At 73.5% G+C, this 1,163-nt stretch carries 2 protein-coding genes; one reads left to right on the plus strand and one right to left on the minus strand.

The window, feature by feature from the left end; translation table 11 throughout:
* Positions 1-589 (plus strand): HAMP domain-containing sensor histidine kinase (locus G3N92_RS34035; protein WP_206131870.1); only part of this gene is annotated, 589 nt, incomplete at its 5' end.
* An 18-nt stretch (positions 590-607) separates the two neighbouring features.
* Here the strand turns inward: G3N92_RS34035 and G3N92_RS34040 are convergent.
* Positions 608-1,163: TolC family protein (locus tag G3N92_RS34040; RefSeq protein WP_206131871.1), on the minus strand; the 556-nt coding region annotated here is incomplete at its 5' end.

The following is a 1,163-nucleotide window of genomic DNA, read 5'->3' on the forward strand; positions in this document are numbered from 1 at the left end:
CGAGCGGCTCGAACCGCTGACCGCCGCCACGCCCGCGCACGAGCGCGTGCTGGCGCTGCGGCGCGGGCTGGCGCGCAGCAGCGCGCTGGTCGAACAGTTGCTGACGTTCGCGCGCGTGCACGACGCGCCCGAGGCCGCCGAGGCGCGCCTGTCGGTGGCGCAGGCCTGCCGCGGCGTGCTGGAGGACCTGATGCCGCTGGCCGATCGCAAGCGGATCGACATCGGCGTGACCCACCTCGACGAGGCCGACGTGATCGCCCGCCCGCTCGACCTGCACATGCTGGTGCGCAACCTGGTGGACAACGCGATCCGCTACACGCCCGACGGCGGCCGCATCGATCTGGCCGTGCGGGCGAGCGCCGGCGAGGTCGAACTGAGCGTGGCCGATACCGGGCCGGGCATCGCGCCGCAGGAGCGCGAGCGCGTGTTCGACGCGTTCTACCGGATCGTCGGCAACGAGGCGCTCGGCTCCGGGCTCGGGCTGGCGATCGTGCGCACCATCGTCGAACGCACGGGCGCGCGGATCGAGCTCGGCGATGTCGAGCCGAGCGGGCTGCGCGTGACGGTGACGCTGCCGCGCGCGGCGTAGCCGGGCTTGTCCGTCGGCCTACTTGCCCGCGTCCTTCCCCAAGCCTTCCCATCCCCCGCCGAGCGCCACCGCGAGATCCACCGCCGCCGCGATCCGCTGCGCGTCGATCCGGTCGACCTGCTGCTGGTTCGACAGCGCGATCGTCTGCGCCGTCACCACCTCGAGATAACTGACCGCGCCCGCGTCGAAGCGGTTCGTGGTGAGTTTCAGCGAGAGATCGGCGGCGTCGGCCGCGCGCCGCGCGCTGTCGGCTTCCGAGGCCAGCGCGCGCAGCGTGCTCAGGTCGTCCTCCACCTGCTGGAACGCGCTCAACACGGTTTGCCGGTAATCGGCCACGGCGCCGCGATATTGCGCGGTCGCGCCGTGCAGCGCGGCGCGGCGCCGGCCGCCGTCGAACAGTGTGCCGACCAGTTGCGGCCCGAGCGACCAGAACAGGCTCGGCGCGGTCAGCCACGGCCCGAACGCCGCGCTCTCCAGCCCGGCGCTGGCGCTCAGCATCAGATCCGGGTAGAACGCCGCGCGCGCCGCGCCGATCTGCGCGTTGGCGGCGGCGGTGCGCCGCAAACGCGCAGAT

Origin of the sequence: Burkholderia sp. Ac-20379 (genome assembly GCF_017104645.1) — a bacterium.
In the GTDB taxonomy this organism is placed as follows: domain Bacteria; phylum Pseudomonadota; class Gammaproteobacteria; order Burkholderiales; family Burkholderiaceae; genus Burkholderia.